27 protein-coding genes are annotated in these 26,389 nt (G+C 34.5%); 11 read left to right on the top strand and 16 right to left on the bottom strand.

Annotated features, from left to right (window positions below; genetic code table 11):
- Nucleotides 1-21 precede the first annotated feature (21 nt).
- The 6 genes from RMO53_RS00525 to RMO53_RS00500 form a co-directional block, all read right to left on the bottom strand.
- Complete coding sequence (locus tag RMO53_RS00525) at nucleotides 22-804, bottom strand: enoyl-CoA hydratase-related protein (protein ID WP_310377393.1); 783 nt, start codon at nucleotides 802-804, stop codon at nucleotides 22-24.
- An 11-nt stretch (nucleotides 805-815) separates the two neighbouring features.
- A complete protein-coding gene (locus RMO53_RS00520) occupies nucleotides 816-2,288 on the bottom strand; it encodes an ATP-binding protein (RefSeq protein WP_310377392.1) in 1,473 nt (490 codons plus the stop codon).
- 80 nt (nucleotides 2,289-2,368) lie between these two features.
- Complete coding sequence (locus tag RMO53_RS00515; protein WP_310377391.1) at nucleotides 2,369-2,914, bottom strand: CopD family protein; 546 nt, start codon at nucleotides 2,912-2,914, stop codon at nucleotides 2,369-2,371.
- A gap of 69 nt (nucleotides 2,915-2,983) precedes the next feature.
- Nucleotides 2,984-4,000, bottom strand: coding sequence for a ferrochelatase (gene hemH, locus RMO53_RS00510; protein WP_310377390.1), 1,017 nt, complete (start codon nucleotides 3,998-4,000; stop codon nucleotides 2,984-2,986).
- A gap of 144 nt (nucleotides 4,001-4,144) precedes the next feature.
- The gene (locus tag RMO53_RS00505) at nucleotides 4,145-5,224 is read right to left on the bottom strand and encodes a DUF418 domain-containing protein (RefSeq protein ID WP_310377389.1); all 1,080 of its coding nucleotides are present in this window, start codon (nucleotides 5,222-5,224) and stop codon (nucleotides 4,145-4,147) included.
- An 8-nt stretch (nucleotides 5,225-5,232) separates the two neighbouring features.
- Complete coding sequence (locus tag RMO53_RS00500; protein WP_310377388.1) at nucleotides 5,233-6,105, bottom strand: AraC family transcriptional regulator; 873 nt, start codon at nucleotides 6,103-6,105, stop codon at nucleotides 5,233-5,235.
- 227 nt (nucleotides 6,106-6,332) lie between these two features.
- Between RMO53_RS00500 and hemA the strand changes: the two genes are divergently transcribed.
- The 10 genes from hemA (at nucleotide 6,333) to RMO53_RS00450 (ending at nucleotide 15,822) form a co-directional block, all read left to right on the top strand.
- Complete coding sequence (gene hemA / locus RMO53_RS00495; protein WP_310377387.1) at nucleotides 6,333-7,583, top strand: glutamyl-tRNA reductase; 1,251 nt, start codon at nucleotides 6,333-6,335, stop codon at nucleotides 7,581-7,583.
- Between the two features lie 36 nt (nucleotides 7,584-7,619).
- Nucleotides 7,620-8,546 (top strand): hydroxymethylbilane synthase, encoded by a 927-nt coding sequence (gene hemC / locus RMO53_RS00490; RefSeq protein ID WP_310377386.1) that lies wholly within the window; start codon nucleotides 7,620-7,622, stop codon nucleotides 8,544-8,546.
- Nucleotides 8,547-8,600: 54 nt separating this feature from the next.
- Entirely contained in the window at nucleotides 8,601-9,260 is a 660-nt protein-coding gene (locus RMO53_RS00485) for a uroporphyrinogen-III synthase (RefSeq protein ID WP_310377385.1), read from the top strand.
- Between the two features lie 53 nt (nucleotides 9,261-9,313).
- On the top strand, nucleotides 9,314-10,342 hold the full coding sequence (gene hemE, locus RMO53_RS00480) for a uroporphyrinogen decarboxylase (protein WP_310377384.1): 1,029 nt from the start codon (nucleotides 9,314-9,316) through the stop codon (nucleotides 10,340-10,342).
- A 71-nt stretch (nucleotides 10,343-10,413) separates the two neighbouring features.
- Nucleotides 10,414-12,075: an ATP-binding protein gene (locus RMO53_RS00475; protein ID WP_310377383.1), complete on the top strand. Its 1,662-nt coding sequence runs from the start codon at nucleotides 10,414-10,416 to the stop codon at nucleotides 12,073-12,075.
- Nucleotides 12,076-12,125: 50 nt separating this feature from the next.
- Nucleotides 12,126-13,028, top strand: coding sequence for an oxygen-dependent coproporphyrinogen oxidase (hemF, locus tag RMO53_RS00470; protein WP_310377382.1), 903 nt, complete (start codon nucleotides 12,126-12,128; stop codon nucleotides 13,026-13,028).
- Between the two features lie 36 nt (nucleotides 13,029-13,064).
- Nucleotides 13,065-14,054, top strand: coding sequence for a porphobilinogen synthase (gene hemB, locus RMO53_RS00465; RefSeq protein ID WP_310377381.1), 990 nt, complete (start codon nucleotides 13,065-13,067; stop codon nucleotides 14,052-14,054).
- A 3-nt stretch (nucleotides 14,055-14,057) separates the two neighbouring features.
- On the top strand, nucleotides 14,058-14,453 hold the full coding sequence (locus RMO53_RS00460; RefSeq protein ID WP_310377380.1) for a c-type cytochrome: 396 nt from the start codon (nucleotides 14,058-14,060) through the stop codon (nucleotides 14,451-14,453).
- Between the two features lie 88 nt (nucleotides 14,454-14,541).
- Nucleotides 14,542-15,012, top strand: a complete 471-nt coding sequence (locus RMO53_RS00455; RefSeq protein ID WP_310377379.1) for a methylated-DNA--[protein]-cysteine S-methyltransferase — start codon at nucleotides 14,542-14,544, stop codon at nucleotides 15,010-15,012.
- Between the two features lie 96 nt (nucleotides 15,013-15,108).
- Nucleotides 15,109-15,822, top strand: a complete 714-nt coding sequence (locus RMO53_RS00450) for a 3'-5' exonuclease (RefSeq protein ID WP_310377378.1) — start codon at nucleotides 15,109-15,111, stop codon at nucleotides 15,820-15,822.
- Between the two features lie 24 nt (nucleotides 15,823-15,846).
- Here RMO53_RS00450 and RMO53_RS00445 read toward each other — a convergent pair whose 3' ends face one another.
- The 9 genes from RMO53_RS00445 to RMO53_RS00405 all read right to left on the bottom strand — a co-directional run bounded on the left by RMO53_RS00445 (nucleotide 15,847) and on the right by RMO53_RS00405 (nucleotide 24,005).
- Nucleotides 15,847-17,085, bottom strand: a complete 1,239-nt coding sequence (locus tag RMO53_RS00445; protein ID WP_310377377.1) for an NAD(P)/FAD-dependent oxidoreductase — start codon at nucleotides 17,083-17,085, stop codon at nucleotides 15,847-15,849.
- Nucleotides 17,086-17,123: 38 nt separating this feature from the next.
- Nucleotides 17,124-18,416, bottom strand: a complete 1,293-nt coding sequence (locus RMO53_RS00440; RefSeq protein WP_310377376.1) for a DASH family cryptochrome — start codon at nucleotides 18,414-18,416, stop codon at nucleotides 17,124-17,126.
- Between the two features lie 125 nt (nucleotides 18,417-18,541).
- A complete protein-coding gene (locus tag RMO53_RS00435; RefSeq protein WP_310377375.1) occupies nucleotides 18,542-20,077 on the bottom strand; it encodes a cryptochrome/photolyase family protein in 1,536 nt (511 codons plus the stop codon).
- Nucleotides 20,078-20,137: 60 nt separating this feature from the next.
- Nucleotides 20,138-20,275: a DUF2256 domain-containing protein gene (locus RMO53_RS00430; protein WP_310377374.1), complete on the bottom strand. Its 138-nt coding sequence runs from the start codon at nucleotides 20,273-20,275 to the stop codon at nucleotides 20,138-20,140.
- Nucleotides 20,272-20,997: a DUF2071 domain-containing protein gene (locus tag RMO53_RS00425; protein WP_310377373.1), complete on the bottom strand. Its 726-nt coding sequence runs from the start codon at nucleotides 20,995-20,997 to the stop codon at nucleotides 20,272-20,274. Before RMO53_RS00425 ends, RMO53_RS00430 begins: the two co-directional genes overlap by 4 nt.
- 1 nt (nucleotide 20,998) lies before the next feature.
- The gene (locus RMO53_RS00420; RefSeq protein WP_310377372.1) at nucleotides 20,999-22,504 is read right to left on the bottom strand and encodes a deoxyribodipyrimidine photo-lyase; all 1,506 of its coding nucleotides are present in this window, start codon (nucleotides 22,502-22,504) and stop codon (nucleotides 20,999-21,001) included.
- Nucleotides 22,505-22,507: 3 nt separating this feature from the next.
- Nucleotides 22,508-23,149 (bottom strand): flavin reductase, encoded by a 642-nt coding sequence (locus RMO53_RS00415; RefSeq protein ID WP_310377371.1) that lies wholly within the window; start codon nucleotides 23,147-23,149, stop codon nucleotides 22,508-22,510.
- Nucleotides 23,149-23,457 (bottom strand): TIGR03643 family protein, encoded by a 309-nt coding sequence (locus RMO53_RS00410; protein ID WP_310377370.1) that lies wholly within the window; start codon nucleotides 23,455-23,457, stop codon nucleotides 23,149-23,151. Before RMO53_RS00410 ends, RMO53_RS00415 begins: the two co-directional genes overlap by 1 nt.
- 146 nt (nucleotides 23,458-23,603) lie before the next feature.
- Complete coding sequence (locus RMO53_RS00405) at nucleotides 23,604-24,005, bottom strand: DUF2452 domain-containing protein (RefSeq protein WP_310377369.1); 402 nt, start codon at nucleotides 24,003-24,005, stop codon at nucleotides 23,604-23,606.
- A 195-nt stretch (nucleotides 24,006-24,200) separates the two neighbouring features.
- On the opposite strand from RMO53_RS00405, the gene RMO53_RS00400 reads away from it, so the two are divergent.
- Nucleotides 24,201-25,640 (top strand): nucleoside recognition domain-containing protein, encoded by a 1,440-nt coding sequence (locus tag RMO53_RS00400; protein WP_310377368.1) that lies wholly within the window; start codon nucleotides 24,201-24,203, stop codon nucleotides 25,638-25,640.
- 72 nt (nucleotides 25,641-25,712) lie between these two features.
- Here RMO53_RS00400 and RMO53_RS00395 read toward each other — a convergent pair whose 3' ends face one another.
- Nucleotides 25,713-26,369 (bottom strand): CoA transferase subunit B, encoded by a 657-nt coding sequence (locus tag RMO53_RS00395; RefSeq protein ID WP_310377367.1) that lies wholly within the window; start codon nucleotides 26,367-26,369, stop codon nucleotides 25,713-25,715.
- Between the last annotated feature and the right edge of the window lie 20 nt (nucleotides 26,370-26,389).

The following is a 26,389-nucleotide window of genomic DNA, read 5'->3' as shown; positions in this document are numbered from 1 at the left end:
AACTGAACACTGCCAACTTTTTTATTTCCCTTTAAATTCCGCTTTTCTTTTTTCTAAAAAAGCCGTTGTTCCTTCCTTGAAATCATCGGTGGAGAAACATTCGCCAAAAGCGTTGATTTCGACATCAAATCCATTTATGCCAGATATAAAATTGGCGTTTACGGCTTGAATCGCTTTTGCAATAGCAATTGGAGAGTTCCGCATTATTTTATTTGCCAGTGTCATGTAGGTTGCAAACAAATCCGTTTGTGGCACGACATGATTTACGAGTCCGTAGTTTTTTGCGGTTTCGGCATCAATCATTCCGGCTGTCATAATGAGTTCCATGGCGCGACCTTTGCCAATGAGTTGAGGCAATCGTTGTGTGCCACCATAACCAGGAATTACGCCAAGGGAAACTTCTGGCAATCCCATTTTTGCGTTGTCAGAAGCGATGCGAAAATGACACGCCATGGCTAACTCTAATCCACCACCAAGCGCAAAACCATTTATAGCAGCAATTACTGGAGTTTTCATGTTTTCGATAAAATCAAACAAAAGTTCTTGCCCTTTTGCAGCTAATTTTGCACCGTCTTCGCTAGAAAAATGAGCAAATTCTGCAATATCTGCTCCAGCCACAAAGGCTTTTTCTCCGCTTCCGGTGATAATAATTACTCGTATTTCTGGGTTTTCATCGCTTGTTTTTAAAGTGTCGTGCAGTTCTTGAATAGTTGCTCTATTTAGAGCATTTAATTTTTCTGGACGATTGATGAAAAGGGTAGCAACTCCTTTTTCGTGTTCTAGCAATAGATTTTCTAAAATCATAGATGTTTATTTTAGGTTGTGATAATAGGTAATGAAACCATGAAAGCGGTTCCTTTTCCTTCTTGTGATTCAAGTTTTATGGTTCCGTTATAATTCTCAATAATGTTTTTGATAATACCTAAACCTAAACCCATTCCGCTGGATTTTGTAGTAAATTTTGGTTCAAAAACGCGGTCAACATCTTCGGGTTTTATTCCTATTCCGTTGTCTCTAACTACAATCAAAACATTTGTTTCTTCTTTTTTTATAGCGACTAAAATTGATTTTTCTTTTTGATTTTCAGGAATGGATTGAATAGCGTTTTTTACCAAATTATTGATAATTCTAATGAGTTGTGTTCGGTCCATTTTTGCAATTATTTCAGTCTCTTTGGCTTCAAATTCTATATAATCTTCATTAAAAATGTCTAATGTTAAAGCCACAACATCAACCACATTTATGGTTTCATTTTGTTGTGCCGGCATAGATGCAAAATTTGAAAAAGCCGATGCTACAGAATTCATTGTGTCAATTTGTTGAATCAAAGTTTCTGAATAATCTTTTAGTTTTTGTTTCAAATCCGGATCATTTGCGTCAAACTTTCTTTGAAAACTCTGCACAGTGAGTCGCATTGGCGTAAGCGGATTTTTGATTTCATGCGCTACTTGTTTTGCCATTTCGCGCCACGCTTCTTCACGTTCGCTTTGGGCTAGTTTTGTTGCGCTTTCTTCTAGCTCGTCGACCATTGCGTTATAGGCATTTATCAAAAGGTTAATTTCTTTACTACTAGCCTCTAGAACAATTTTTTCGTTTTTTTGATTCAAACTGGTCTCACTTAATTTATCCGAAATAGTTTTCAACGACTTTGTAATATAAGACGAAAGAAAATAGGCAACCCCAAAAGCAATTACGAGCATAAGCGCATAAACTTGAGCCAACCGAATCAAGAAATTTTCCAGTTCGGTTTGGTAAAAACTGTTGTCTTCTATATAAGGTAAGTTCAATATTCCAAGAGGTTTAAATTTCCCATCTTTAATTTGACTGAAAGACGATCTGTTTTTAATTCCGTCTATTGTTTTAATTTCTACATACCTTTTCTCAATCGAGGAAAGCACAAGTTTTTGAATGTATTTTGGAATAGGAGGAGCAATTTTATCGATAGAAAAAGTCTCTTTGGACGAAATTAAAAAACTTCCATCAAGACTATAAATATTGATTTCCATATTATGAATTCTAGCCAATTCATGAATTTTATCTTTGAAAATTAAATCTAAATTTTTAGTAGTCAACGGATATGTGGTCGTAGAAAGAACATAATTCATGTGTTCTTTTATGGCACTTTCTTTTCGTTCTAATCGCTCTTGGTGGTATTCTTTAGCTTCATTTTTAAATTGAAAAATAGAAATTGAGGCTAGCAATAAAGAAGCTACAATAATCAATAAAATCATCGAAAGGAAAATCCTAACTCGAAGTGAAAGTTTTGCTATTTTGAAGTTTTTAAACATATTTTTTTTACCACAAAAACACTAAGAAGGCACGATGTTCACAAAGATAAATTAGTGTACTTTGTGATTTCTTCGCCAACTTATTGGTTAGATTTTTCTCTAATCTTTTTATAAAATTTAAAGCCTAACATAATAATTATTGAAAAAACAAAAATTCCAATTACGCCATAAATCCAGTTAAATGCATTTTTTAAAATTACTAAAAACACAACGGCAAACAAAATTAGAGTTGCGCCTTCGTTCCACAATCGCATAAAGTTGGAGCTGTATTTTACTTCATCTTTTTGCAATTGAGAATAAATTTGTTGGCATTTTAATTGATACCCAATTAGTAAAACCACAAATCCCAACTTAACATGCATCCAAGGCATTTGCAACCAAACAGGCATTAAAATCAAAAGCCAGATCGCAAATAATGTTGCCAAAATTGCACTGGGCCAAGTGATAATGTACCACAAACGGTACGTCATTATTTTGTATTGTTTTTGCAAAATTTCTCTCTCTGGGGATGGTTTTTCGTTGGCTTCAATTTGATACACAAACAAACGAACAATATAAAATAATCCTGCAAACCAAGTGATTACAAAGATAAGGTGTAGTGATTTTAGGTAGTTGTAGTATTCCATTTATTCATTATAAATTAGCCACGAATTCACGAATTTTAAATAAATAATTCGTGAATTCGTGGCGATATATTATTTGTTTTGAAAATCTTTAATCCAATCCGCAACCGTTTCACACCATTCATCCCCATCGTTCATACAAGGAATTGCCATAAATTCCTCACCACCATTTTCTTTAAATTCGTGATTGGCTTCCATGGCTATTTCCTCCAAAGTTTCTAAACAATCACTGACAAATGCTGGGGTTACAACTGCCAATTTTTTGATTCCTTTTTCGGGCATTTTGTTCACTTCGACATCGGTGTAAGGCGTTAACCATTTGTCTCCAGCCAATCGAGATTGAAAGGTTTGACTGTATTTGCCTTCGGGAATTCCGAGTAATTTCACCACTTGTTTGGTTGTTTCGTAACATTGATGGCTGTAGCAAAATTCGTGTGCTGGCGATGGTGTATTGCAACACGTTCTGTCGATTTTGCAATGCGATTTTGTAATATCGGTTTTGCGAATATGACGTTTTGGAATACCATGATACGAAAACAATAAATGATCGTATTCAAAGGTATCCAAATGTTTTTTAATCGAGTTTGCTAACGCTTTGATATATCCTGGTTTGTTGTAAAAAGCAGGTACAATCGTGAATTTCATTTCTGGAAAATGTTTCTGGCGCAATTCTTCGGCCAAAACTAAAATCGTAGTCGTTGAAGCCATAGCATGTTGCGGATACAAAGGAAAAAGCATGACTTCGGTTACGCCTTTATCTTTCAGTTCTTGTAGTCCTTTTAAAATAGTTATCGTTCCATAACGCATGGCCAAAGCCACAGGAATGTCAACTAATCCTTGAACTTTTTTTTGCATTCTTTGCGAAATAACGACTAATGGTGATCCTTCTTTCCACCAAATTTTTGCGTAAGCGGCAGCCGATTTTTTTGGCCTTGTTTGCAAAATAATTCCTCGAACTAACAGGGCTCGTAATAAATACGGAACGTCAATTACGAATCGATCCATTAAAAATTCATCTAAATACGGCTTTACATCTTTTGCAGTTGGGCTTTCTGGTGAACCTAGGTTTACTAATAATACTCCTTTCATTACGTTTGTTTTATCCTGCAAGGTTTCAAAACCTTGTAGGTGTGTTTTTTAATATTTATATTTTTTATGCCTACAAGGTTTTGAAAACTTGCTAGATTGTAAAGGTACTTAAACTTCTTTTTAATGTTGAATGAATGTTTTTGATTATCCCGAAATTTTTCTCATAATTGTTTCCAATGGACCATTTTTAAATTTTTTACTCCAAAGCCAACTAAAAGTAACACTTACAATAAAAAACAATAGTGCATAAAGTAAAATGTATTGAGGAGCAGTTGGGATTTCGTCTTCTAAAAAACCAGTATAGGTTTTCCCTGTGAGTTTTTCTAAAATCAGCATACCAACTGTAATGTGAATCACATAATGAGACAAGGTCATTTGACCAGTTTTTGCTAAATAGTGAATGATTTTTGCATCCTTGAATTGATCTCCAAGAAACATACAAATTGGAATTATCATTAAGGCAAAACCAGCAGTTACAATCAAAAAAGGCAAATAGGGCGGGAAATATTCGCTCAAAATATAACGATGTGTGTAATCATCAAGATATGGGTTTTTTGCCCAAAACCGAATAAGTTGAATGGTTGCAAAAAGAAACAATCCAACAATAAAAACAGTTCTACGAATTAATTTTGTATTCCAATCTAATTTACCCAACCACATTCCGATTACAAAAAATGAAAACCAAGGAAAAATGGAATTCCAACCGTTATAAAGCGTATTTCTTAAAAACCCAATTGGCGTCCAAAAATCAGTATACTTATACGTTATAAAATCCCAAGAAGTGTCTACTGGAATAAGCCATAATAAGAAATGATATACCACAATTATGATGGAAATAATCCACAGATAATAACGCTTTGGCATAAATAAAATAAAAGCTGCGATATGCATGTAACCTCCATAAAAATGCAAAATATCACCCGACCACCAATTAAAAAGAAGTAATCCGAAAATGAATAAAAACCAAGAGCGTTTCAAGATTATGGATTTATATTTTGCTTTTTCCTGTATTGAAATTTCTGATTTATTAGTCATTAATGAAACTCCCATTCCAGCTAAAATAATAAAGATAGAGGTTGAATTACCTGTAAATAAATTAAGAAACCGACCCATTACGTTTTCAGTTGGATTTACATTTCCAAAGCTGAAATTAAAATTCACGATAAACATTCCAAAAATGGCGTAAGCTCTAGCTAAATCAAAACCAATGATTCTGTCTTTCATATTCTATTTTAATTCGAAGGATTGATTGACATTAAATATTTCTTAGGTGTTGTAGCAAATTTCTTTTTGAAAGCAGCAATAAAATGACTTCCCGTGCTGTAGCCAATTTTTAGTCCCACTTCGTTTACATTGTACGAACCGCTATCTAATAATTGTCGGGCGTAATCCATTTTGTAATCAAATAAAAAGCCATAAACCGTGTCGCCATAAATTTGCTTGAAACCCATTTTCAATTTCTTTAAATTTAAGCCAATTTGATCTGCCAATTCTTGTAAACCAGGAGGTTCTGCCATATTGGCTATAATGATTTCTTTGGCTTTTTTTATTTTCAAAACATTTTCTTCGTCTAGCAAAAACGGACATTGCTCTGCATTCGGGTCTTCATTTCTATTGAAAAACAAACTCAATAATTCATATCCTTTGCCTTTGTAATATAAATTTTTTATAGAAGGATTTAAATTATAATGAAACATTTGGTTCAATACAATTGCCATAGAAGGACTGATGTTTTCTTCGCCATAATATTTTTTATCTCGGTTTTCGGCACTCAAAAAAGGAATGTGATTGGAATGTGTGGAGAATAATCCGTGAAACTTTTTTATAGAAACCAGTATAGTAATCAACCACGATTTGGGAGCGATTTCAAGGTGTAGTGGTAATTCTTTTTGTGGATTGTAAAACAATAATGATTTCTCTTCTTTTAAATCCAAAGTATAATTGCCTTGATTGAAAATGAATTTGGCATTGCCTTTTAATCCAAAATGAAACTGGATGAACCCAATAGTTACTTGATGTTCTTGAATCACAGTTGCTTCGGAATCATTTTGAAACCGAATCAAAATAAAATCATCATCAATTTTTATTTCTTCTTTAGAACTCATAGCGATGTTTTTTTAACAAATGTTTATGTAATTAAAATATAACTATTTAGAATTGTTCTAAACAAAGATATTCAAAAGCGTTGATTTTAGTACAAAAATAAAAGAAATAACGATAAAAATTACTTTTTTAATCAAAATATCTCATAGCGACACAAAAAGAACTTTTAGCGTTACTTTTATAAAAAGTATAGCAATACTTTTGTTGCACTTTAGGATTTATAGTATTTATGGAAAACGGAATTATATCTAAACACACCACTTTCTACTCAATAGGTTTGAGTTACAAGAAAGCCGATGCTGATATAAGAGGAAAATTTAGCGTTGATTCTCAAGCCAAAGCTAAATTATTATTACAAGCCAAAGTAGAAGGCATCGAAAGTTTAGTAGTAACCTCTACCTGCAATAGAACCGAAATTTATGGTTTTGCCCAACATCCTTTTCAACTCATAAAATTACTTTGCGAAAACAGTAAAGGTACTGTTGAAGATTTTCAAAAAGTGGCTTATGTTTACAAAAATCAAGAAGCGGTTTCCCACATGTTTCGTGTAGGAACCGGTTTAGACAGTCAGATTCTAGGTGATTTTGAAATTATTAGCCAATTAAAAATTGCTTTTATCGAAAGTAAAAACCTTGGATTAGTCAATAATTTTTTGGAGCGATTAATCAATGCAGTTATTCAAGCCAGCAAAAAAATAAAAACAGACACCGAAATTTCTTCTGGCGCAACATCGGTTTCGTATGCTGCGGTACATTATATTTTCAAGAACGTCGAAGATATTGGCAATAAGAATATTTTGCTTTTTGGAACCGGAAAAATAGGCAGAAATACCTGTGAAAATTTGATTAAACATTCAAAAAACGAACATATCACTTTAATAAATAGAACCAAAGATAAAGCCGAAAAAGTCGCTGGAAAATTTAATTTAGTTGTAAAAGATTATGCCGATTTGCAACCCGAACTTCGAAAAGCCGATGTTGTTGTAGTGGCAACAGGTGCGCAAAATCCAACCATTGACAAAGCTATTTTGAATTTAAAAAAGCCGTTATTGATTTTGGATTTATCAATTCCTAAAAATGTCAATGAAAATGTCAAAGATTTGGAGAACGTAACTTTAGTTCATTTAGATCATTTATCTCAAATTACCGATGAAACTTTAGAGAATAGAAAACTTCACATTCCAGCTGCCGAAGCGATTATCGAAGAAATAAAAGAAGAGTTTCTGACCTGGACCAAAGGCCGAAAATATGCGCCAACTATTCATGCACTCAAAGCAAAACTGAACACCATCAAAGACTCTGAACTTAATTTTCAACGAAAAAAATATTCTAATTTCGATGAAGAGCAAGCCGAAATCATTAGCAATCGCATCATTCAAAAAATCACGAATCATTTTGCCAATCACCTTAAAGCCGATGATACGGTTGTAGACGAAAGTATCGATTGGATAAACAAGGTTTTTCAAATCGAAAGCAAATAATCTAAATCAATATTTTTACTGGTTTAAAGAAAAAAAATGGCTGAAAAAATCATAAAAATAGGAACTCGAGACAGTGAATTAGCACTTTGGCAAGCACATCACGTTGAAAAAAAACTCAACGATTTAGGGTATATAACCAAAATTGTTGCCGTAAAATCTCAAGGCGATATTATTCTCGATAAACCACTTTATGAATTAGGAATCACCGGAATTTTCACCAAAACATTAGATATTGCCATGATAAACGGCGAAATTGATATTGCGGTACATTCCATGAAAGACGTTCCAACGGCTTTGCCAATAGGAATTGTACAAGCTGCAGTTCTCGAAAGAGCTAATGTTTTAGATATTTTAGTTTATAAAGAAAATTTAGATTTTCTAGAAACAAATGCAATAATTGCAACAGGAAGCTTGCGTCGTCAAGCGATGTGGCTCAATAAATATCCCAATCATGCGGTAGTTGACTTGCGTGGAAATGTGAATACTCGAATGCAAAAACTGCAGGATAACGATTGGAGCGGAGCCATTTTTGCCGCCGCCGGTTTGGATAGAATCAACATCAAGCCTACGGAGTTCATCAACTTAGACTGGATGATTCCTGCTCCAGCTCAAGGAGCAATGGTAGTTCTAGCCATGCAGAATGACGAATTTTGTAAAGAAGCGCTTGCCGAATTAAACGATCTCGAAACTGATATTTGCACGTACATCGAGAGACAATTCTTGAAAACACTCGAAGGCGGATGTACAGCGCCCATTGGAGCTTTGGCAACATTTAACGAAAAGGATGACACCATTTCATTCAAAGGCGTTTTATTATCCATTGATGGAAAGCAAAAAATTGAAATCGATAAAATTGTAGAAATTTCTCATTGGAAAAAATTGGGATTTAATTCCGCTCAAGAAATTTTGAATAATGGAGGAATTGAATTGATGAAAACGATTAAGGAAAGTTTGAAAAATTAGTTTACAGAAAACCCTGTCAGAGTTTTAAACTCTGACAGCGTTAAAAAATAACAAATGAGTAAAGTAAATATTCTATCTACAAAAATACTTTTGAGCCCTCAAAAGCAAGCCTTGTTGGATGCTGGATTTTCAGTAAACGAAGCCAATTTTATCAAAACTCAAAACTTGGATTTTGATTTAAAGGGAATCAAAGCCAATCTGATTTTCACCAGTCAGAATGCGGCTCAAAGTGTATTGCTTCACCCCAAAGCGGAGGATTTAAAAACAAAAAATGTCTTTTGTGTAGGAATAAAAACCAAAGCATTATTAGAAGAAAACGGATTTAATGTTATTGTTTATGTGGATTATGCATCGGATTTGGCCGAAATAATTACCTTAATTTATAGCAATGAGACTTATACTTTTTTTAGTGGCAACTTGCGAAAAGAAACCGTTCCCAAAGCATTAAAAGAAGCCAATATCCAGTTCAATGAGATTCAAGTTTACGAAACAATTTTAACACCTCATAAATTAAATATAGCTGTCGAAGGCATTTTGTTTTTTAGTCCTTCAGGAGTTGAAAGCTATTTGAAAGAAAATAAAATTAAAAAAGAAGTTTGTTTTTGCATTGGTGAAACCACAGCAGAAGCATTATTTAATGTAACAAAAAATATAAGAATTGCCGAAAACCCTTCGATTGAAGAGTTGATTTTAGAGGTAATTGAATATTATTAAAAAACAACCCTGTCAGAGTTCAAAACTCTGACAGGGTTAAACAAAAAACAAAAATGATAAAAAACGACTTATTTCTTCGCGCCTTAAAAGGAGAAACCGTACAACGTCCACCAGTTTGGATGATGCGTCAAGCAGGAAGATATTTACCAGAATTCATCGCTTTGCGAGACAAATACGATTTTTTCACCCGTTGTCAAACACCAGAATTAGCCTCAGAAATCACCGTGCAGCCCATTCGTAGAATTGCTCCAGATGCTGCGATTTTGTTTTCGGATATACTCGTTGTGCCACAAGCCATGGGAATTGAAGTCTTGATGAAAGAAAGCGTTGGGCCTTTTTTACCCAACCCAATTCGTACCATTCAAGACGTGGAAAGGGTAATCGTTCCTGATGTTCACGAGACTTTGGGTTATGTTTTTGATGCCATAAAATTGACAAAACAAATGCTGAACGATGAGGTTCCGTTAATTGGTTTTGCAGGTTCACCTTGGACAATCATGTGTTACGCAGTGGAAGGTAAAGGGTCTAAAAGTTTTGATATGGCAAAGGGATTTTGCTTCACTCATCCCGAAGCAGCACACGTTTTATTGCAAAAAATCACCGATACGACCATTTTATATTTAAAAGAAAAAGTAAAAGCGGGATGCAATGCCATTCAGATTTTTGATTCTTGGGGCGGAATGCTTTCGCCTGTGGATTATCAGGAATTCTCTTGGAAATACATCAATCAAATCATCGAAGCTCTGGCAGATAGTACTCCGGTAATTGTTTTCGGAAAAGGCTGTTGGTTTGCATTGAACGAAATGGGGAAATCAAAAGCATCGGCCCTTGGTGTTGATTGGACATGTTCTCCACGAAATGCACGCTATTTGTCAGGTGGAAATATTACATTACAAGGAAATTTTGATCCAAGTAGGTTGCTTTCGCCAATTCCAGTGATTAAAAAAATGGTTCATGAAATGATTGACGAATTTGGCAAAGACAAATACATCGTAAATCTTGGGCATGGAATTTTACCCAATATTCCTGTAGATCATGCCAAAGCGTTTGTGGATGCGGTGAAGGAGTATCTGCCTAAGTAATTCTATCTATGTAGTTTAAATTGATAACTAAGTTTGCTTTCCTATATTTGTAATTAACAATTATGACCAAAATGACCGAAAAAGAGTTACAAGAGTATTTAAATACAAACTTTCCCATCGAAAATGAAAAATGCGAGTGGAAAGAATTTAAGTCTTTAAAAAATTCTGTAGCCGGAAAAGAGAGTAATGATATTATCTCTTATGTATCTGCGATCGCTAATATGCAAGGAGGTCATTTAGTTATTGGAATTCAAGATAAAACGTTAAATATTGTTGGCATTCAAGATTTTGCTGGCTATACAATTGAAAACATTAGATTTAGAATTAATGGAAATAGTACAAATCTAAACATTGAAAAGTTTAGTGTTCAAGAATTTATTACATCTGATACTAATAAAACGGTATGGATTTTCCATATTCCAAAACATCAATTCAGATTACCAGTTTACGCTCATAAAAAAACTTGGCAGCGTATAGATGATAATATGGTAGAAATGACCAAAGCAAGATTAGATGCAATTATTGAACAAGTTCAGGTTAATGACGATTGGTCTAAAGTGATTGTTCCAGAGGCAACCATTGAAGATTTAGATTCAGAGGCTATAAAAAAAGCAAGAATCGAATTCAAAAAAAGAAATCCTAAATATTCAGATGAAGTTGATAATTGGAAGGATGTAGATTTTCTAAATAAAGCAAAACTTACTATTAAAGGAAAGATTACTCGAACGGCTTTGATTCTTTTAGGAAAAGATGAATCGGAACATTTTCTAAACTCTACTGTAAAAATCAGATGGAATTTAAAAACCATTGATAATCAAGATAAAGATTTTGAGATATTTTCTATTCTATTCTTATTGTCTATTGACGAAGTGTATAAAAAAATACGAAATCTTAAATACCGGTATTTACGTGATGGAACTCTGTTTCCTGATGAGGTTTTACGATATGAACCCTATACTATTCGAGAGTCTTTAAACAATGCTATTGCTCATCAAGATTATTCAAAAGGAGCTCGAATCAATGTTGTTGAGTTTGAAGATGATCATTTAATATTTTCTAATTATGGTTCTTTTTTGCCAAAATCAGTTGAAGATGTAGTACTTAACGATACTCCTGAAGAAGTGTACAGAAATCCATTTTTGGTTGAAGCAATGAAGAATTTAGATATGATTGAAACCCAAGGAGGTGGAATTCGAAAAATATTTAACTTTCAAAAACAACGTTTTTTCCCTTTACCAGATTATAACTTTGAAGACAATAAAGTAAAAGTGACTATAATTGGAAAAATTTTAGATGAGAATTTTGCTAGAATTCTTATCCAAAATTCCAAATTGACATTAAACGAAATTATATTGTTAGATAAAGTTCAAAAACATAAAGAAATTAATGAAGGTGAGTTCAAATTTTTAAAAAAAGAAAAGTACATCGAAGGAAGAAGAACAAATCCTTACCTATCGTATAAAATTGTTGAATCTACAAATGATGAAAATTTGCAAGCTGAGTATTTAGCAAATCGCAGTTTTGATGATTCTCATTTTAAAGATATGATATTGGAGTATCTTAGGAAATTTGGAAAAACAAAACGAAAAGCAATTGATAATCTAATTATTCCAAAACTTTCCGCGGTACTTTCGGATGATAAAAAGAAAAAGAAAGTTACAAATTTTCTTTCGGCCTTAGGAAAAGAGGGTAAAATACAGTGTCTTCCAGGATATTATTGGGAATCAATTTAGACACTTTTTAGACACTTTTAAACACTTTTAAACACTTTTGATTTCAGCAAATGAAAAACAAGTTTTACCAATACATACAAACTCTCCAAGACCAAATCTGTAAAGGTTTGGAAATTGCCGATGGTCAAGCCAAATTCCGAGAAGATATTTGGACTCGACCAGAAGGTGGCGGAGGACGAACACGTGTGATTGAAAATGGCGAAGTAATCGAAAAAGGTGGCGTAAACATTTCGGCAGTTCATGGAAAATTGCCAGAAGCCATGCGTCAACTATTCAACGTAGGCGAAGCGGACTTTTTTGCGTGTGGATTGAGTTTAGTAATTCACCCAAAAAGTCCAATGACACCAACGGTTCATGCCAACTGGCGCTATTTCGAAATGTACGATGATAACGGAAACGTAATCAATTCATGGTTTGGTGGCGGACAAGATTTAACGCCTTATTATTTGTTTGAAGACGATGCAAAACATTTTCATCAAACCTGTAAAACTGCTTGCGACAAACATGATTTAAATTTTTATCCAAAATTCAAAAAGCAATGCGACACGTATTTTTGGAACGCGCATCGCAATGAAGCTCGAGGAATTGGCGGATTATTTTTTGACTATTGTAAAGCAACCGATTCAATGTCAATGGAAAATTGGTTTAATTTTGTATCGGAAATTGGAAATTCTTTCCTAGAAGCGTATGTCCCAATTGTTGAAAAAAGAAAAGATTTAGCATACACGCCAGAACAAAGAACATGGCAAGAAATCCGTCGTGGGCGTTATGTCGAATTCAATTTGGTGCACGATAAAGGAACCTTATTCGGATTAAAAACCAACGGTCGGATTGAAAGTATTTTGATGTCTTTACCACCACATGTGCAATGGCATTATGACCATCATCCAAAAGCAGGAAGCGAAGAAGAAAAGTTATTACAAGTATTAGAAAATCCGATTGACTGGGTATAATAATTATCAATTGTCAATTATTAATTATCAATTATTATGTTCCCACTTAGAAGAAACCGCAGATTAAGAACCACCGAAAGTATTCGTTCAATGGTTCGTGAAACTATTATTTCGCCAAACGATTTTATTGTACCCCTTTTTGTGGTAGAAGGAAAAGGCGTTCGTGAGGAAATTCCGTCGATGCCAAATTATTATCGAATGAGTCTCGACAACATCGAAAAAGAAGTTCGTGAGCTATGGAAACTAGGCTTAAAATCGGTTTTGTTGTTTGTGAAAGTTCCAGATAATCTCAAAGACAATAAAGGAACCGAAGCGCTCAACCCAAACGGATTGATGCAACGCGCCATCAAAACTGTAAAAAACGCCTGCCCCGATATGATTGTAATGACCGATGTTGCGCTCGATCCATACTCCATTTATGGTCACGACGGAATTATCGAAAACGGTCAAATTGTAAACGATAAAACAAGTTTATTTCTTGCCGAAATGAGCGTTTCTCATGCCAAGGCTGGAGCTGATTTTGTTGCACCAAGCGACATGATGGATGGCAGAATTTTAACCATTCGTGAGGCTTTGGAAGAAAATAACTTTATCAATACAGGGATTTTAGCGTATTCGGCTAAATATGCTTCGGCACATTACGGACCATTTCGTGATGCACTAGATAGCGCACCAGTTGATTTAATCGATGTGCCAAAAGACAAAAAAACCTACCAAATGGATTATCACAATCGCCTCGAAGCCATAAGAGAAACCCGAATGGATATCGAAGAAGGCGCAGATATTGTGATGGTAAAACCCGGAATTGCTTATCTAGACATTGTTCGAGAAATCAAAAATATGTCCGAAGTTCCAGTTGCGGTTTATCAAGTTTCGGGGGAATATTGCATGATAAAAGCGGCTGCAGAACGAGGTTGGATTGATCACGACGCAGTAATGATGGAACAAGTAACAGCCATAAAACGAGCTGGTGCTGATATGATTGCAAGTTATTTTGCAAAAGATGTTGTGCAATTAATTTCTTAATTAATGAAGCGATTTTTTATCCTTGTAATTATTTTTGTTTCCATTACCAGTTTGCTCTTGTCTTGCAAAAAGGAAGCTGTCACAAAAGAACCATTATATCCAGATACAGCAACTTCAAAAACACGAGTAGAATTTGGTCAAGAACTTTTTGAAGGAAAAGGAAATTGCATTGCCTGTCATCAAATAGACCAAAAAGTGATTGGACCAAGTATTCAAGAAATCGCCAAAATTTATAAAACTCAGAACGCAAGCCTTATAGATTTTTTAATAAACGATGCAAAACCTATTGTTGACCCAACTCAATACGAAGTAATGAAAACTAATTTTGCTATCACCAAAGCGATGTCTGATGACGAATTGAAAGCGATTGAAACCTACATTTATTCTCATTCAAAATAAAATAATTTCTTTGTGTTCATTGCGAAAAACTTTGCGAACTTTACTTCATCAATTCGAGCTGCACGCGTGCGGTTAAATCTTTTTATTCATGGAAACTTGTTTTATAAATTCACCATTGGGCATTACCAAAATTGAAGGCGATGAAAACGGAATTTCCGTTATATCTATTTTATCCGAAGGAATTTTGTCTGATGTAATTCCTGAAATTCTAAAAGAAGCGGTAACTCAACTTCAAGATTATTTTGAGGGTAAAAGAACCAATTTCAACTTTAAATTAAACCCAATAGGAACTGAATTCCAGCAAAAAGTGTGGCAAGAATTATTGAATATTTCTTTCGGGAAAACGATGTCATATTTAGAACTGTCCAAGAAATTAGGCGATGTCAAAGCCATTCGAGCTGTGGCTTCGGCCAATGGGAAAAATCCGCTTTGGATTGTTATTCCGTGTCATCGAGTAATTGGAACCGATGGCTCACTCACGGGATATGCTGGTGGATTGTGGAGAAAAAAATGGTTACTCGAACACGAAAACCCTACAAATCAGCAAAGTTTATTTTAAAAAGAGTTGCTGCGAATTCACGAATTCCTTCTTTTTATGTTACTTAGTTATCTATTTTTTTTAAATTCGTGAATTCGTGGCTTAAAAAATTAAATTATGATAGATAAAATTCGTCTCGACAACATCCTTTTTTTAGATATAGAAACCGTTCCAGAAGCAGCCAATTTCAATGAATTGGACGATGAAATGAAACAACTTTGGGAACTCAAAACTCAATACCAGCGCAAAGAGGAATCCACGCCAGAGGAATTTTATGAACGAGCCGGAATTTGGGCAGAATTTGGCAAAATTGTTTGTATTTCGGTAGGTTATTTTGTTATAAAAGGAGACATTCGAAACTTTAGAGTTACTTCTTTTTTTGGAGATGAAAAGAAAATTCTTAACGATTTTATCAACCTTTTAAACAATCATTTCAACCAACCCCAACACATTTTATGCGGTCATAACGCCAAGGAATTCGACATTCCATTTATAGCCCGAAGGATGATTATTAATAATATTGCCATTCCCAACAAACTGAATTTATTTGGAAAAAAGCCTTGGGAAATTCCCCATTTGGATACTTTAGAGCTTTGGAAATTTGGAGATTACAAGCATTATACTTCCTTGAAATTAATGTGTAAAGTCCTCGGAATTCCTTCGCCAAAAGGCGATATCGACGGCAGCCAAGTAGGTCACGTTTTTTATGCAGAAAAAGATATTGACCGTATTGTAACCTATTGTGAAAAAGACACCATTGCTGTGGCACAGATTTTCCTTCGCCTTCGCCGTGAAGATTTGTTGATTGAGGAAGAGATTATTCACGTTTAATTGCTCCTTAAAAATAAAATGCAATTATAACTTCATTGCTTCGGCAGCCAATCTTCCTGTTTTGAATGCCGCATTTATAGAACCGTTCAACAAATGATCGCCACAAATAAATAAAGTATCGGATATTTTTATTTCAGTAATTGGCACATCATTTCTCACGCTATCCTGAACGGGCAATGCATAATCAATACGATAGGTTTTAATCATTTTCCAATCGCGTACTTGCTTTCCATACCATTGTTCCAATTCTTTTTTCATGTTTTCAGCTAATTCTATATCTTCAACATCTGCTAATCCGTTACAAGAAGTGGATATCAATACTTTTCCTATTGGCGCACAAGCCTTTGAAACATTAGTAATAACAGTCAAATTGTTGACCCATTTCTTGTTCGAAGAAGCGTTCAAAATAACTATTGCTTTCTTTGTAGGTGCTTTTTTTGCCTCAAAATAGACATTGGTAACTTTTTGAGCTTCGGTTTTTAGGTTTGGTCGAAATTGCTTGGTCAGTTCATTCGCATTTGTAGCAATAAGAATTTGATTGGCTTCAAATACAGTTCCATCCTCAAGAATTACGGTATTGTCCTTTATAGTTGAAACTTTTTTGTGGTATTGAATGCTCGATTTTGGCAACAAACCTACTAATTGCTTCGGAATTTCTTCCATTCCAAGTTCGGGAATAGCCACATGGCCATCCGAAAACATTTTCATTACAAAATCGAACATTCGGTTTGATGTAGTCAAGTTATTCTCTAGGTAAATACCCGATAGAAAAGGGGCATAAAAACGCCGAGTCATTTTTTGGCTAAAGCCATAGTCAGACAATTGTTTGAGAGTGCTTTGTTCGGCTTGTGTAAAAATTTCGTCAATAGTCATTTTTTGCAATTTGGTTTTCAGCCAAAGCGTATTTATTTTATCCATTAACGTTCCAACTGGAGCAAATAGAGTGTTTAATAGTGCTTTTGGCCGTCTGAAAGGATCTGCTATTTCGAATGTGCCTCCATCATAAAGCACACTTGCACCAGGTAGCATTTTTTTGAGTTGCAAATCTTTGTAGTTCAGCAATGATTTAGCTTCTGGATAAGCGGTCAACAAAACTTGAAAACCTCTATCTAATCGAAAACCATCAATTAGATCCGTTTTTACTCTTCCGCCAGATCGGTCAGTAGCTTCTAAAATAAGTACCGTTCGACCTTGACGATGCAAATGCACCGCTGCAGAAAGACCTGATAATCCTGCACCAATAATAATTACATCCTGTTTCATAACAATCGAATACCGTTTTTAAAAGTGTATTGTATATCTTAGTTTTTTAACCATAAGTCTCTAAATGCGAATTTTTTATCATAATCGTTGGCTTGTTTTTCGATATTAAAATACCGATGTCCTCGAGGATCGTTGCCAACACCAGCAAGATACGCCCAATTTCCCCAATTGCTACACACATCATAATCTATAAGTTGTTCTTCAAAATAGGCTGCGCCAATCCGCCAATCCATATTGAGCTCGTTGCAAAAATAACTCGCTACATTTTGTCGACCTCGATTGCTCATAAATCCTGTTAGTTTTAATTCGAGCATATTGGCATTGATGAAATCGGAGTTTGTTGCGCCATTAATCCATTGCAAAAGTAATTTTTCGTTCAATGATTTAGAGTTTGCTTTCTCGGTTTTGATACCATCGTACAAGAAAAATTTGGTTTGGTGTTTTTTGAACATAAACCTAAAAAAATCACGCCAAAGCAATTCGAAAATCAACCAATAAGTAGAATCGTTTGCGCCAAATTGCGATTCGAAATTCTTGATTTCCTGATAAATTAATCGAGGCGAAATACATCCTAAAGCCAACCAAGCCGAGAATTTTGACGAATAATCAGACCCAACCATTTCGTTTCTAGTTTCTTTATATTTTGACAAGCATTTTGTTTCAAAAAAATAATGATTCAACCGTCTAATCGCCTCAGTTTCTCCTCCTGCAAATTGTATTGCGGCTCTAGAATCTATGGTTTTGGACTCTAAACCTAAATCGTTTAAAGTTGGAAAAACACTTTCGGGAAATTTAGGCGAGTTTATCGATAAAGACTTTTCGAAAACAGTTCTTACCGTAGCGTCTTTCTCGATTTTTTTTCTAAAATTGCTAAACACATCTGGAATATCTTTGATAGAAAAGGGCAAATCTTCGGCATGGTATAAAGTACTCGTACTCGATGTTTCGAATTCGCATCTTAATTTGAACAGTTCGTTTTGTACTAATTTTTCGGTTTGCTTTTCTTCAAATGATACCTCTCGTTTTGCAAAAACTTTTTGGGCTTTGTATTCTTTTACGATTTTTGGTATTTCGACCTCAGGTTTTCCTCTTAAAATTAATAATTGAGAACCTAATGCTCTTAAATTCGTATCTAAATCCTTTAAGGATTCTAATAAAAATTGTGTCCTAAAACTACCTGTTTTCTCGAATCCATAAGTGGTTTTTTCAAAGTGTGAATCGTCAAAACAATACACAGGAATTACCATTTCACTCTGCGCAATCGCTTTGATAAGTGTTTCATTATCTGTTAATCGTAAATCGGTTTTAAACCAAACAATAGCTGTTTTCATAATTTTCTTTTTTGCCACGGATTTACTTCGTCTATTCGCTTCGCTCGAGTTACAGATTAATCGGATTTTAAAATTTATTAAACCAAATAATCTGTGCTAATCTGTAAAATCTGTGGGTATTCTTATTACAACTCATTTATATTTTTCAAATAATAATCCGCTTGTTCTAATAGCGCAACTTTTGCTTCGGGTTGCATTTTTCGCCATACATTGTACATCATTCCTATTCTTGGATTTTTGCCTAATTTGTCTTCATTTTTATCATAAAAATTCCAATACAAACTATTAAATGGACAGGCTTTTTCGCCCGTTTTTATGGCTTTTTTATAAAAACAACTGCCGCAATAATGACTCATTTTATCAATGTAACTTGCCGAACTCACATACGGTTTTGTGCCTACAATTCCGCCATCGGCAAACTGGCTCATACCTCGAGTGTTGGTAATTTCGACCCATTCGATAGCATCTATATAAATCCCAAGATACCAAGCATCGACCTCGTCAGGATGAATTCCGGCCAAAAGCGCAAAATTACCTGTGATCATTAATCGCTGTATGTGATGCGCATAAGCATAATCCAGCGACTGATTGATAGTGTCTTTCAAGCAATTCATTTTGGTGTTTCCTGTCCAAAACCAGTCGGGCAATTTTTCTTGATTGTTAAAATAATTCATTGAGGCATATTCGGGCATTTTGAGCCAATAAATTCCACGCATATATTCACGCCAACCTATTATTTGTCGCACAAAACCTTCGAGTTGGTTGTATTCGATTTCGGCTTGACGTTTTTGCCATTCTTCGATGCATTTATGAATCACTTCTTGTGGCGAAATCATCTTGATATTCATCGAAAAGGAAACTCGCGAATGGTACAACGACCATTCATTAGGTGTCATTGCATCTTGATAACTACCAAATAAAGGCAAACATTCAGCAACAAAAAAGTCTAATAACTCCAATGATTGGATCCTATTTATGGGCCAAACAAAATTTTTGGCATCTATGTTTCCAATAGTTTTTATATTGGTTTTTTGTATTTCTGTATAAATAACAGAAACATCATTATTGAAAACCAAAGGTAGAGTAGGTTTGTGATTTTTAGGTAATTTTTTTCGGTTTTCGCCATCATAATTCCATTGTCCTGTGGTTGGTTTGTCACCATCCATCAATACATTGTGTTTTTTTCGCATGGCACGGTAAAAACTTTCTAGCAAAAATGTTTTTTTGCCTTCAAAGAATGTTCCAAGCTCATTTCTTGAGGTATAAAAATGTTCTGAATCGACAACCGAATTTGAAATTGTGAGGGTTTTACAAAAGTTTTTTAAGGTTTCATCAAGCCTATATTCATCGGGAAATTGGTATTCGAAATTGGTAAAATTATGTTTTTCAATTAGATATTGACAATTTTTATCGAATGATTGCAAATTGCTTTCATCATTTAAATGAATATATAGTACGTTATGATTTTTCGATTTCAAGTCTTTAACAAATTCTTGCATTGCTGCAAAAAACCCTACAATTTTCTGAATATGATGTGAGGCATAATCGGTTTCGGTACGAATTTCCATCAAGACATAAGTAACGGATTCATCAATGGTTTCGTACCATGAATGATTGCTATTGAGCTGATCGCCGAGAATTAATCTAAGTGTTTTTGACATTTCATATTTTTTTGTTACGGATTTATAGGGTTTTAAAATCTGTGAATCTGTGGTTAAATTTTATTTGTTTATTCTGCATTTATCGCTACAATATTTTACTTCGTCCCACACCTTTTCCCATTTTTTGCGCCAAGCGAAAGGTTTTTGGCAAACGACACACATTTTGCTTGGTAAATGTTGCTTTTTTACACCCTTCATTTATCAAAATTTAATCGGTTTCGTTTCCATTCTACGTTTACTGATGAACCTTCGGCAATAAAAACAGCTTCGGGTTTTGTTTGGTTTAAAACAGAAAATGCTTTGCCGTACATCGCTTCAAAATCGCAATCAATTTTATGATTCAAAACCTTGTAGGTATTCCAACTTGGATGTTGCAACTTGTATTCTTCGGTTTTATTTTGGTCAATTTTGGTATAGCCATAATAATGCTCGTAGATAAATTGCTCTAAAGTGTCTTTTTTCATCTCTTTAGATTCATTTGAAGCTTCGACATAAATACGATTCCATTTTTTATTCAATAGCCATTCAAAATTTACTTTTTTGGTATTGTTAACGTTAGTGATTTCGTGTTTGGTGGGCACTACGGTGTAATGTTCCTTGTACAATTTATTGGCCATCCAAGCTACAATTGGGTACGGAATGGTTTCGTTTATAAAAACTACGCCACGTTTTATCTGATTACTTTCTTTTCTAATAACATAAAAGCGTAGATTTATTTCTTCAAAAGTGCCCAAATATGGAATAGGAATACTGAATAATTTAGTTTTTTTGAACATAAAACCAACTAAACTGACATAACATTTTTGTTCAAACAAATCCAATTCTACACCTTTTGGTAAGAAAGGTTCTAGAATTTTTGGATCAATTTCATAGTTGGCCATTATGATATTTTCCCAATTTGCTTTTAAGAATATTGCCATTTTATTTTGTTGCTTTTTTTGGTTTTGATAACTTCTTTTTAGAATTTGGATTGGAAACGTGCTTTTTCAAAATGCGTTTTCCTTCTTCCTTGACTTCGTCTTTTTTGCGAAAACTCCATACAATATCGCTTGCCTGTTTTCGAGTTTCATCAATATCAACTATCGGAAACGGATAATCGGTGCCTATTTCGCAATTGTAGAAATGCTGTTCCATTTCATTCATTTTCCAAGGTTCGTGTAGCAGCGAAATGGGTATTTCTGTCAATTCAGGCAACCATTGTTTTATGAAAACTCCTTCGGAATCGTGTTCTTCTGAGTTTTTTATCGGGCTGTAAATCCGGATGGTGTTTATGCCTGTTGTTCCAGATTGCATCTGGATTTGTGGGTAATGAATCCCGGGTTCATAATCTAAAAACTGTCGTGCAAGAAAATGCAATTCGCGCCAATCTTGCCATAAATTAAACGTGAAAAAAGACACCACCATAGCACGCATTCTAAAGTTGATGTATCCCGTTGCAACTAAGCAGCGCATACAAGCATCAACTATTGGAACACCTGTTTTTCCTTCTTGCCACGCTTTGATATAGATTTCATTTTTGGGCTTTTGCAAAACATCATAAGCACGGTTTACATTTTCAAATTCCATTCGACATTCGTCTTCAAATTTTTGAATAAAATGGCAATGCCAATGCAAACGGGAAACAAAATTGAGAATCGCTCGTTTGTTTTTTGATCCTTCGTAATGTTGATTAGTGTATTGATAAATCATTCGCATACTGATGTTTCCGTAGGTTAAATAGGGCGACAATCGGCTACAACCTTTGCGGCTCAAAGCGGGTTTCGAAATGTGTTTGCTATAATTAACATAGCGTTCTTTGACAAAACTATCAAGGTATCGCCATGCTAGATTTTCGCCACCTTGTTGAAAATTTTTGTTGCGAGTGACTATTTCTTCGGACAATTCCTTGCCTTTTATGGCATCATAAAATTCCTTTTCTAAATCTTGTAGGTTCAAAGTTTTAATGTCAATAACATTAGCGTTAGAACGCATTACATTTTCCCAACGTTTATCCCAATCTTGTCTGGATTTTAGTTTACGAATCACACCGTGCATCTGAAATTGGTTCCAAGTTACTTGGTTTTTTTCAAAGAAATCCTGCATTGCAACATCTCTGTCATAAGTAATTTTGTTGCCAATTTCTTGATGTGAATACACATTTTGTATTTCATAAATTTTTAATAATTCCGAAAAAACAAATTGGGCTTCGTTCTGACAAAAATATATTTTGGAATTCAAAACGGCTAGTTTTTGCTGTAAATCTTGAATGGATTCATAAATAAACCGCCAGTGTCGCACATCAGAATCTTCATATTGCATTACTAAAGGTTCAAAACAATACAGCAAAAGGATAGGAATGTTTTGTTGCGAAGCTTCATAAAGTGGTTCGTGATCTGTGAAACGCAAATCTCGCTTGAACCAAACAATATTGATAGCTTCTTTTTTCAAAATTTAGAGTAATGAGGTAATTTCTAGATTTGGTTTTGCATAACTAAGCCTGTCTAACTTTACGGTTGTGTGATAGCAATCTAGTCCGGAACAAGTAACGGTATTTGCTTTTTCTAGATCAATAAAACCATCTGCTGATTGGCAATTTTCAGGAAAATATATATGTACAATTTCGCCAATAACCATAGTGGTATTGTTGATTGCGATATCTATTTTTTCTTTGAATTGAACGCCTATCTGTATGTTGCTTTCTTGTACGAAAGGCGCAGAAAAATTATTTTTATATTCAGCTGTCAAACCGGTGATGTCAAATTCCGAACTACTGGCGTTGTATCTTGCTGAGGTTTGATGGGCTTGTTTGTAAATATTTTCGTTGAGGTGATTGATCGTATAAAATCCTGTTTCCAAAATATTATTGAAGGTGTCCCGAACTGGAGGCGTAGGTCGAAAAATCAAAGCAATCAACGGTGGATTGGCTCCAAGATGAAAAATAGAACTAAAAATCGCCAAATTTGTAACGCCCATTTTGTTTTGTGTGCCAATTAATCCCACGCTTTTAAATCCTCCTAAACTATTGATAAGATGCGTTTTTTCGGTTTTGGACAATTGGTCAATACTTGTGGAACTGAGGTGTTTTTGAATCATTACCTTTTAGAAATTTTATTGTTAGAAATAGCTCTTTGGAGTTTGCATTTAAAACGGTCAATATCGTCTGATCGTTTGGCCAGGTGTTTGGTCTTGCAATTTTCTACTCTTTTTCGCCATAGTTTGTAGCTAGAAAACTTGAGTTCTTTTTTCATCAAGGCTTTTACATCTGCTTCTGCCAAGCCAAATTGAAATTTGATGGCATCAAATGGAGTGCGGTCTTCCCAAGCCATTTCTATAATTCGGTCTATCGAAGTAGCGTTGAGCTCGGTTCTCGTAGTTGTAGGCAAATTAGTTTGACTTAGCATATATTGTATATTATGTAGAATTTTTTATAGTTGACACCTTGGCGCAGGGTTAAAATGATACTATTTAATGAAGCAAATAACATTCGAATGACACGGTTTTAAACCTATTTTTACAGATTAGTTATTTTTTGAATATTCCTCCATATTTAAATCAAAATCTTCATCCACTTTTTATCGCTATTGAGCTTGAAAGAAGCCAAATGCTCTTTGTTCCATTCGTTTGGCCCGATTAAGGATAAAAAGTGCGTTCCGTTTTCGGCCTGATACATATGATAGATTTCACCTACCACTGGTTCAAACGAAAATTTGGCATTGTATACGAGATCGTTCCACTCGTATTCTTCCATCAATTTGAGATACTGCAGTTTGAGTTCGTCAAATTTATTTTCAAATTCTTTATTTACCTGATGAATTCCTCTTGTTTTCCAAGCTACTACGTCGTCAGTTTTTATAGCTGGAGCACCTACAGTTGTTGCATAGGGAAGCATACTGGCGTTGTATCCATTTTCATTAGAATAAACTATATTGTCTGGTTTTTGTGTTTTCATTTTTGAATTTAAATTTCATTTTAAAATTGTTGATTAATTATTTTTGTCTAATTATTTAAAATAAAAGTTAAACAAAAGTAATCATTTTTTTGATACTAAATAAAAGAAGCTTACTGTTTTTGAACATTGATTACTAAATTTCATACACGAATACGATTTGTGATTTAATTATTACATTTACAAAAATTAGAAATTATGGTATTGAGTAGATTTTGGTTGGTCATTTTTATTTCATCGATAGCATTCGTGATTTTCAGTTTATTTTCTGGAAACAATTATACTATTGATCATGTTTTAAACGGAAAAAAAGATGATCCTATTCTAATTTCAGAAAAATATCTGGATCAGATTCCAGCATTTATAAAAGATAGCATCAAGAATGCTCCAGATGAAACGATGATTGTTAATCGTGATACTTTGGACCTAGATTCTACTTATGTTTATAAAAATAAAACGGTCAAAATTTTTAGCGGAGTTCAAAAATCAGATGGGCTTTTACCTACTTGTAAAGCCACTTTGATAGATTTAATATTGCCGCTTATGGCCTATTTGGCTTTCTTTTGTGGCTTAATGGAGCTTTTAATCATTTCTGGAGCATCCGAAAAACTGGCAAAAGCATTGAGTCCCGTATTTGTAAAAGTATTTCCAAGCGTTCCCAAAAACCATCCTTCGATTTCCTATATGACCTTGAATTTTGCTGCTAATTTCTTAGGTTTGGACTCGGCAGCAACACCTTTTGGATTAAAAGCGATGGAAAGTTTACAAGAAATAAATCCCGAAAAAGACAAAGCCAGCGATGCTCAAATTATGTTTATGTGTCTGCACGCTTCAGGGCTTACTTTGATAGCCACTTCAATCATTGGTTATCGTGCTGCAGCAGGTGCCACCAACCCAGCCGATGTGATGCTGCCTTGTATTATCACTTCATTTATCGGTACAATTGCCGCTTTTCTTATCGTTGGAGTGAAACAAAAAATTAATTTCAAAAGTGCTTCTTTAGTTATTGGTTTAATGGCGTTAATTGCTGCCATTGTAGGTTTGTTGATGTATGTAAACCATTTGGATTTAATAGGTAAAAACTATTTTACTTCTAATCTCTCAGCATTAATTTTGGTTGGGATTATTTTATTTACTATGATTTTTTCCTTTATCAAAGAGAAGAAATTTACAGCCGCTAAAACCACAGTTTACGAAGCCTTTGTATCAGGAGCCAATAATGGAGTTAAAACTGGCGTTACCATTTTTCCTTATGTTTTGGGTATGTTAGTAGCTATTTCGTTATTCAGAAATAGTGGATTGTTTGAAATTATTAGCAACTGGATTGCTTTTGCTTTCTCGAATATGGGTGTTAGCAAACAGATTACCGATGCTTTACCAGTTGCATTGCTTAGACCTTTTAGTTCTGCTGGATCAAGAGGGTTTTTGATTGATTCGATGAATACTTTTGGCGCCGATTCGATGACTGGAAGATTGAGTAGTATTTTTCAGTGCAGTGCCGAAAGTACTTTTTATGTAATTGCGGTTTATTTTGGTTCTGTTAATATCAAAAACACGCGTTATGCACTTGGAACAATGCTTCTGGTGGATGTGATTTGTGTGATAACGGCTATTTTTGTGACGAGTTGGTTTTTTTAGAATTTCATAAAACATAAAAAAACCGCAAGTTTTAGATTGAAGAATTTGCGGTTTATATTTTATCTGTGGTTTTTAATCTATCACCATCTCTGGAATTTCGCCTTCAATAATCAAATTAGCTTCGGTGGAAGCGATGATGTACGCTACTGAAACTCCTGGTGCGCGTTCTAAAAGTTTGAATCCATTGGGGGTAATTTCCATAACTGCCAATTCAGTAACCACTTTTTTAACACAACCAACACCTGTTAAAGGCAAGGTACATTTTTTTAAAATTTTGCTTTCTCCAGCCTTGTTCACATGCATCATGGCTACAATTATATTCTCGGCCGAAGCCACTAAATCCATTGCACCACCCATTCCTTTGACCATTTTTCCGGGAATTTTCCAGTTGGCAATGTCGCCATTTTCGGAAACTTCCATTGCTCCTAGAATGGTTAAATCTACATGTTGTCCTCGAATCATGCCAAAACTGAATGCAGAGTCAAAAAAACTGGCTCCTGGCAATGTTGTGATGGTTTGCTTGCCTGCATTGATTAAATCAGCGTCTTCTTCTCCTTCAAACGGAAATGGTCCCATTCCGAGAACGCCATTTTCACTTTGAAACTCAACATCAATTCCTTTTGGGATATAGTTTGCCACTAGAGTTGGTATGCCAATACCAAGATTTACAAAGTAATTATTTTGAACTTCTTGAGCTATTCGTTTTGCGATGTCTTCTTTTGTTAACATAATTTTTTATCCGTTAAGTT

The sequence above is a fragment of the Flavobacterium sp. genome (assembly GCF_031409475.1).
Classification (GTDB): Bacteria; Bacteroidota; Bacteroidia; order Flavobacteriales; family Flavobacteriaceae; genus Flavobacterium.
Note: the sequence above shows the minus strand (reverse complement) of the source record. Positions and strands in the feature narration are given on the sequence as shown.